We start from the raw sequence: 7,753 nt of genomic DNA, 5'->3' as shown, positions 1-7,753 counted from the left end.
CGGCTCGCGCGGCTTCACGCGCTTGGTCTCCCCGACGCGGAGGCTACCGCGGCGCTGCTGGCCCTCCCGCCGGGGTGGGTGGACGCCGAGGCATTCGCGCGTGCGCGCAATCCCGACGACGCCGAGGCGTCGTGGCGACGGCTCGGTGCGGTGAGGCTGGGACGCTGGGCGGTCGCGCCAGCGGCGTGGGTTGCGCTGGCCGCGGCACTCGCGGCGGCGCTAGCGGCGCAGCATGCGGCCGCGCCGGACGTGCCCGGGGCCGGCGCTGCTGCGTTGCGCGGCGCGCTGGCCGACCGGCCCCCGCCGGACCTGATCGAGGCCGCGCTCGACCGTCTCGCTGCGGAGGGGCGGGTCGCGCGGGCGGGTCCGGTGTGGCGACTGCCGGACCACGCGCCGTCGCTTGTGCCGGCCGACCGCGCGCGCGCGGATGCCCTGCTCGCCCGGCTCGGGGCGGGGCTGCGGCCGCGCGCGGCGCACGAACTCGCGGCCGAGGCCGGGCTCGCGCCGGCACCGACGCTCGGGACGCTCAGACGACTCGCCCGGCTCGGCGAGGTGGTCGAGGTCGCGCCTGGCCGGTTCCTTGCCGCCGCCGCGCTTCCCGGCCTTTCGTCCGCGCTGCTCGCCGCGCGCGACGCCGAGGGGGCCGTGCGGCCGGGACCGTTCCGCGACGCGGCCGGATGCGGGCGCAACATGGCGATCGTGCTGCTGGAGTGGCTGGACCGGATCGGCGTGACGGTTCGCCGCGGCGAGGCGCGCGTGGTGCGCGCCGACCGGGTCGGCCGGCTCGGCCCTCTGTCCGCGCCGCCGACCGCGCCCTAGCCTGGACGGATGGAGGGCGCATGACGGACCGGCCGAGAACCATCCTGATCACGGGCGCCGCGAGCGGCATCGGTGCGGCGACCGCGCGAAAGCTCGCGGCCCCGGGCGTGGCGCTGGCGCTGCACACGCGCAAGAGCGAGGCCGCGCTCGCCGCGGTCGCCGCACAGGCGCGCGATGCTGGCGCAGCCGTCGAGACCCTGCTCGGCGATCTCGCCGAGCCGGGCGTACCGGCGGCGCTGGTCGCGCGCGCCGCGGACAGGTTCGGCGGGCTCGATGCGCTGGTCGCGAATGCCGGCTTCGCCGACCGCACGCCCTGGGGCGAGCTCGACTCGACGGCACTCGCCCGCTCGCACGCGCCGATCGCGACTGGGTTCTTCGCGCTCGCCACCGCCGCGCTGAAGCTGCTCGACGGGGCGCGGCATGGCCGGATCGTCGCGGTCAGCTCCTTCGTCGCGCACGCCTTCCGTCCGCGCGTGCCGCAGTTCCCGGCCTCGGCCGCCGCCAAGGCCGCGGTGGAGGCGATGGTGAAGTCGCTCGCGCTCGCGCTCGCCCCGCGCGGCGTGACCGCCAATGCCGTCTGTCCCGGCTTCGTCCGCAAGGACGCCGGTGCGCACGCGGCGCTGCCTGCCGGTGCCGCCTCGGCTGCCGACGCCGAGATCCCGCTCGGCCGCAAGGCCGAGCCGTCGGAGGTCGCCGCCGCGATCGCCTTCCTGCTGTCGGCGGAGGCGGGCTACATCACCGGCCAGGTGCTGCACGTCGATGGCGGGCTCTGCATCTAGTCCCCGGGGGAGAAGTCGCATGCAGGTGGCGGTGATCGGGCTCGGCGCCATGGGGCTCGCGATGGCCGAGCGGCTCGGCGAGCGGGGGATCGCGGTGCAGGGCTGGGACCGCGCCTCCGCACGGCGCGAGGCCGCGGAGGCGGCGGGCGTCAGCGTCGCCGAGGACGCGCCGACAGGTGCCGAGGTGGTGATCCTCTCGCTGCCGAACGACGAGGCGGTGCGCGCGGTCGCCGCGACCCTCCCCGCGGCCGGGATGATGGCCGACGGCGTGGTGGTGGACACCTCGACGGTCGCGCCGGAGACGCCGCGCGCCCTTGCCCCCGGGTTCTCGGCCACCGGCCTCGCCTGGCTGGACGCGCCGGTCTCGGGCGGGCCGCACGGCGCGCGCGCCGGCAAGCTCACGATGATGGTCGGCGGCGAGGCGGAGGCGCTCGCGCGTGCGATGCCGGCGCTGGAGGCGATCGCCGCCAAGGTGGTGCATGTCGGCCCGTCCGGCGCGGGGGCGGTGGCGAAGCTCGCCAACAATCTGCTGGTCGCTTCCCACCTGCTGACCGCGGCCGAGGCGCTGCGGCTCGCGCGGCGGGCGGGTGTGGATGCTGAGGCGGCGCTCGCGGTGATCAACGGCGCCTCCGGCCGCAGCGCCGCGACCGAGGTGAACTTCCCGCGCTGGATCCTGCCGGGCAGTTTCGACTCCGGCTTCACCGCCGGGCTGATGCGCAAGGACCTGCGGCTCGCGCTCGCGCTGGCCGACCGTGCCGGTGCCACGGGGACACTGATGGAGGAGGTCGGCCGGCTCTGGCTGCAGGACAGCGCCGTGCCGGACGGCGACGACTTCAACCGGGTCGCGGCCGAGCTCTGGCGGGCGGAGGCGGGCGATGAATGACGCGCCCGCGCTCTCGGCATGCGAGGCGACCGAGCGCGCCTTCGCCGCGCTGCTGGGCGGCGGCGCGCCCGGCTCGTGGATCGACGGCGCGCTGGTTCCCGGCGAGGGCGAGCCGGTCACGCTGTTCGATCCGGCGACCGGTGCGATGATCCTGGAGTACCGCGACGCCGGCCCGCGCGTCGCCGCGCACGCCGCCGAAACGGCAGCGCGAGGCTTCCGCGCCTGGGCGGCGCTGACGCCGGCGGCGCGCGGTCGCGCGCTCTGGGCCTGGGGTGAGGCGGTCACGCACCATGCCGAACGGCTCGCCACCCTGGAGGCCGCGACCAGCGGCAAGCCGCTGGGCGACTGCGGCCGCGAGGTCGCCGCGGTGGCCGACATGCTGCGCTACTGGGCTGGCTGGACCGACAAGCTGGAAGGTCGCGTGATCCCCGTGCCGACGTCGCACCATGTGACGGTGCGGCACGAGCCGCAGGGCGTGGTGCTGGCGATCACGCCCTGGAACGCGCCGCTGTTCACCGCCGGCTGGAACGTCGCGCCGATCCTCGCCGCGGGCAACGCCTGCATCCTCAAACCGTCGGAGCTGACGCCGCTTACCAGCCTCGCCTTCGGCAAGCTCGCCGAGGAGGCGGGCCTGCCGCGCGGCGTGGTGTCGGTGGTGCCGGGCTGCGGGCCGAGCACCGGAGCGGCCCTGCTCGCGGATGCGCGGGTGGACATGGTGACCTTCGTCGGCTCGCCCGAGGCGGGCGCGGTGATCGGCGCGGCGGCGGCGCGGCGAGGCATCCCGTGCGTGCTCGAGCTGGGCGGCAAGAGCGCCAACATCGTCTTCGCTGACGCCGATCTCGACGCAGCGGTGCGGGGCGCGCAGGCGGCGATCTTTGCCGGCTGCGGCCAGTCCTGTGTCGCCGGCTCGCGGCTCCTGGTCGAGCGCTCGATCCACGACCGGTTGGTCGCTGCGGTGGCCGAAGGCGCGCGGCGCATCCGCATCGGCCTGCCGCTCGACCCGGCGACCGAGATGGGTCCGATCGCCAATGCCCGCCAGCACGCCAAGGTGACGGCGATGGTGGCCGAGGGCGTGGCCTCGGGCGCTGCGCTCGCGACCGGTGGCGCGGCACCCGAGGGGGTTCCTGCGGGCGGGTTCTGGCTTGCGCCGACGCTGCTTGCCGGCGTGACGCCCTCGGCGGCGATCGCGCAGGACGAGGTGTTCGGCCCGGTGCTCGCCGCGATCCCGTTCGCGGACGAGGCCGAGGCGATCCGGCTTGCGAACGACACCAGGTTCGGGCTCGCGGGCGCGGTCTGGACGCGCGATGTCGGCCGCGCGCACCGGGTCGCGGCCGCCGTGCGGGCGGGCACGTTCTGGGTGAACGGCTACCGCACCATCCACGTTTCGGTGCCGTTCGGCGGCTTCGCCGCCTCGGGCCACGGCCGGTCCTCGGGCGTCGAGGCGCTGCTCGCCTACACGCGGACCAAGGCGGTCTGGGTCGAGACCGCCGATCCACCGCCCGTTGCCTTCGGTTACGGTCCTATGAGGCCGTGATCGCGGAACTGTGGACAGCGCCGCCACGGAAGCGTCATGCTCCCGCCCAGACCCGCAACTGGGCATGGGAGACAGGAAGAATGAAGCGACGCACGTTCCTCGGTGCAGCGGCGGCGACCGTTGCCGCGCCGGCACTGGTCCAGGGTCAGGCCGCCCGCACGCTGAAGTTCATCCCGCACGCGAACCTGACCGTGGTCGATCCGATCTGGACGACCGCATACATCACACGGAACAGCGGCTTCCTCATCTGGGACACGCTCTACGGCCTCGACGACAGCTATAAGCCTCAGCCCCAGATGGTGGAGGGTCACACCGTCGAGAACGACGACAAGCTGTGGACCTTTACGTTGCGCGAGGGGCTGAAGTTCCACGACGGCGAGCCCGTGCGCGCGCGCGACTGCGTCGCCTCGATCGCTCGCTGGGCCAAACGCGATGCGATGGGGATGCGGCTTGCGCAGCTTACCGACGAGATGACGGTGGTGGACGATCGGCGCTTCCGCATCCACCTCAAGCGTCCCTACGGCCTGATGCTCGATTCGCTCGCGAAGACCCCGAGCAATGCGCTCTTCATCATGCCGGAGAGGGTGGCTGAGACCGACGCCTTCACGCAGATTCGGCCCGAGCAGCTGATCGGCAGCGGCCCATTCACCTTCAAGCACGACGAGTACATTTCCGGCAGCAAGGTCGTGTACGAGAAGTTCGCCGGCTACGTGCCGCGGTCGAGCGGCGAGCCCTCCGGCACGGCGGGGCCGAAGGTCGTGCATTTCGACCGGGTGGAGTGGCACATCATCCCCGACTTCTCCACCTCGGGGGCGGCGTTGCAGTCGGGCGAGGTGGACTGGTGGGAAGTCCCCACGGCAGATCTGCGGCCGGTGCTTGAGCGGCATCGCGAGATCAACGTGACCCTCACCGACCCGCTCGGCCTGATCTCGATCATGCGGCCGAACCACCTCGTGGCACCGACAAATAACAAGAAGTTCCGCCAAGCGCTGGTGCGCGCCGTGAAGCAGGCCGACTACATGGCAGCGGTCGCCGGCACCGACCAGAAGTACTGGCGCACCCGAGTCGGCGCCTTCACGCCGACTACTCCGCTCGCCAACGAGGCCGGCCTCGACTCGTATGCCGAGAACCTTGACGTTGCCAAGCGGATGATCGCGGAGAGCGGCTACAACGGCGAGCGGATCGTTCTGTTGGCCACCACCGACATCTCCTCGCTGCAGGCGTTGAGCCAGGTGACCGGCGATCTGTTCCGGCGCCTCGGGCTGAACGTGGACTTCCAGGCGATGGACTGGGGCTCGGTGGTGCAGCGCCGTGCCAGCCGTGAGCCGCTCGACCGGGGTGGGTGGAGCGTGTTCTGCACGAACTGGGCCGGCCTGGATCACATGAATCCGGCCGGGCATCATTCGCTGCGCGGCAACGGCACGGCGGGGTGGTTCGGCTGGGCCGAGAGCCCCAAGCTTGAGGAACTGCGGGAGGCCTGGTTCGATGCTCCGGACCTCGAGAGCCAGCAGCGCATCGCCTCCGAGATGCAGACGCAGATGTTCGAGGACGTGCCCTACATCCCGCTCGGGCAGTTCCTCCAGCCGCTCGCGCATCGCCGGTCGATCACGGGCGTGATGCAGCCGAGCGGCATCCCCGTGTTCTGGAACGTCAGGAGGGTCTGACTTGCTCCGTCGCCGCACCGCCCTGACGGGCGCCGCAGCGCTCGCGGCCGCGCCGCTGGCCGCACCGGCGCTCGCCCAGGGCGATGCGGCGCGGGTGCTGAAATACATTCCGCGGGCGGACGTCACCATCCTCGACCCGATGGTGACGACCGCCTACCCCACCCGTGACCACGGCCACATGGTCTGGGACACGCTCTACGGACTCGACGAGCAGCTGCGTCCGCATCCGCAGCTCGCCGAGGGCCACGTCGTCGAGGACGACGGCAGGCGCTGGGTGTTCACGCTGCGCCAGGGCCCGACCTTCCACGACGGCGAGGCGGTGCGCGCCAAGGACGCGGTCGCCTCGATCAGGCGCTGGATGACGCGCGACGCGCACGGCCAGACGCTCGCGCAGCGGATGGCCGAGCTCCGCGCCCTCGACGATCGCCGTTTCGAGATCCGGCTGAACCGTCCGTTCGGGCCGATGCTCGACGCGCTCGGCAAGCCCTCGTCCTATCCGTGCTTCGTGATGCCCGAGCGGCTTGCGGAGACGGAGTCCACCCGCGCGATCCCGGAGGTCGTTGGTTCTGGCCCGTACCGGATCGTGCCCGAGGAGCGGGTGGTCGGCAGCAAGCTCGTCTATGCCCGCTTCGACCGCTACCTGCCGCGCGAGGGCACGCCGAGCATGACCTCGGGGCCGAAGCTCGCGCATTTCGAGCGCATGGAGTGGCACATCATCACCGATTCCGCGACCTCTGTTGCGGCGCTGCAGACGGGTGAGATCGACTGGTGGGTGAGCGTGCCGAACGACCTGCGCCCGGTACTCGCGCGGAATCGTGACGTGAATGTTGAGGTCGTGGACACATCGGGGCTCGTGGCCTCGCTGCGCCCGAACCACCTGCACCCGCCCTTCAACGATCCGGCGAAGCGGCGTGCGCTGCTGCCCGCGATCAACCAGGCGGACTTCATGCAGGCGATCATGGGCGACGACCGCAGCATCTGGCGCGACGGCGTCGGCTGCTTCCCGGTGAACTCGCCGATGGCGAGCGACGAGGGAATCGAGGTGTTGAAGGGCCCGCGCGACACCGAGGCCGCGAAGCGCGCGCTGCTCGCCGCCGGCTACCAGGGCGAGCCGGTGGTGTTCCTCGACCCTGCCAACATCATCAACAACTTCAACCTGACCCAGGTTGCGATCGACATGATGCGCAAATGCGGCCTGACGGTGCAGGACGACACGATGGACTGGGGCCAGGTGCTGCAGCGTCGTGCGCGCAGGGAACCGCCCGGCCAGGGCGGCTGGGGTGCGGTGATCGCGCTGTTCGCCGGCATCGACTTCAACTCCCCGGCCGGGCATCTGCTGCTGCGCGGGAACGGCGACGGTGCCTGGTTCGGCTGGCCGACCAGCCCTCAGCTTGAGGCGCTGCGCGACGAGTGGTTCGGAGCGCCGACACCCGAAGCGCAGAAGGCGATCGGGCGCAGGATCCAGGCGCAGTTCTGGCAGGATCTGCCCTACTGGCCGATCGGTCAGTACTTCGAGTCCTCGGCGTGGCGGCGGTCGCTGACCGGCGTGCTGAAGGGGATGGTGCTGCCGTTGAACGTCCGCCGTACGTAACAGTTCGGTTCCCGTACGCCCAGTTGCGGGCAGCGGCGCAGTCGGGCACGGTCCGCGCCTCGGCCCGGCCGGCGTGGAGTGCCATGAAGCGTCGAACCTTGGTGCAGACGGGGCTGGCGGCGCTGGCCGTGCCCGCGATCGCGCAGCCCGCGCCTACGATCCGGTTCGTGCCGCATGCCGGTCTGGCCGTGCTCGATCCGGTCGCCTCCTCGGCCTATGTCACGCGCAACCACGGCTTCCTGGTCTGGGACACGCTCTACGGGATCGACGCGGAGTACCGGGCGCAGCCGCAGATGGTCGCCGGGCATACTGTGGAGGATGGCGGGCTGCGCTGGACCTTCACCCTGCGCGAGGGGCTCCGCTTCCACGACGGCGAGCCTGTGCGCGCGTCCGACTGCGCCGCCTCGATCCGCCGCTGGGGCGCGCGCGACGCGATGGGCGGGCGCGTGCTCGCGCTGGCCGAGGAGATCGCCGCGCTCGATG

At 72.6% G+C, this 7,753-nt stretch carries 7 protein-coding genes; all 7 read left to right on the top strand.

What is annotated here, in order from left to right; all coding sequences use genetic code 11:
- Positions 1-819 (top strand): SelB domain-containing protein (locus ACTIFU_RS20915; protein ID WP_439580259.1); only part of this gene is annotated, 819 nt, incomplete at its 5' end.
- A 20-nt stretch (positions 820-839) separates the two neighbouring features.
- On the top strand, positions 840-1,598 hold the full coding sequence (locus tag ACTIFU_RS20910) for an SDR family NAD(P)-dependent oxidoreductase (RefSeq protein ID WP_439580258.1): 759 nt from the start codon (positions 840-842) through the stop codon (positions 1,596-1,598).
- 19 nt (positions 1,599-1,617) lie between these two features.
- Positions 1,618-2,481, top strand: coding sequence for an NAD(P)-dependent oxidoreductase (locus ACTIFU_RS20905; RefSeq protein ID WP_439580257.1), 864 nt, complete (start codon positions 1,618-1,620; stop codon positions 2,479-2,481).
- Positions 2,474-4,015 (top strand): aldehyde dehydrogenase family protein, encoded by a 1,542-nt coding sequence (locus ACTIFU_RS20900; RefSeq protein ID WP_439580256.1) that lies wholly within the window; start codon positions 2,474-2,476, stop codon positions 4,013-4,015. The genes ACTIFU_RS20905 and ACTIFU_RS20900 overlap by 8 nt, the downstream gene beginning before the upstream one ends.
- Before the next feature lie 80 nt (positions 4,016-4,095).
- Entirely contained in the window at positions 4,096-5,679 is a 1,584-nt protein-coding gene (locus tag ACTIFU_RS20895) for an ABC transporter substrate-binding protein (RefSeq protein ID WP_439580255.1), read from the top strand.
- A 1-nt stretch (position 5,680) separates the two neighbouring features.
- Positions 5,681-7,270: an ABC transporter substrate-binding protein gene (locus ACTIFU_RS20890; RefSeq protein WP_439580254.1), complete on the top strand. Its 1,590-nt coding sequence runs from the start codon at positions 5,681-5,683 to the stop codon at positions 7,268-7,270.
- 83 nt (positions 7,271-7,353) lie between these two features.
- Positions 7,354-7,753 (top strand): ABC transporter substrate-binding protein (locus ACTIFU_RS20885; protein WP_439580253.1); only part of this gene is annotated, 400 nt, incomplete at its 3' end.

Source organism: Elioraea sp. (assembly GCF_051860475.1).
Lineage (GTDB): Bacteria > Pseudomonadota > Alphaproteobacteria > Acetobacterales > Acetobacteraceae > Elioraea.
Note: the sequence above shows the minus strand (reverse complement) of the source record. Positions and strands in the feature narration are given on the sequence as shown.

Coding starts and splice junctions, on each gene's coding strand:
- ACTIFU_RS20910 (WP_439580258.1), top strand. CDS start 840: ATGACGGACCGGCCGAGAACCATCCTGATCACGGGCGCCGCGAGCGGC.
- ACTIFU_RS20905 (WP_439580257.1), top strand. CDS start 1,618: ATGCAGGTGGCGGTGATCGGGCTCGGCGCCATGGGGCTCGCGATGGCC.
- ACTIFU_RS20900 (WP_439580256.1), top strand. CDS start 2,474: ATGAATGACGCGCCCGCGCTCTCGGCATGCGAGGCGACCGAGCGCGCC.
- ACTIFU_RS20895 (WP_439580255.1), top strand. CDS start 4,096: ATGAAGCGACGCACGTTCCTCGGTGCAGCGGCGGCGACCGTTGCCGCG.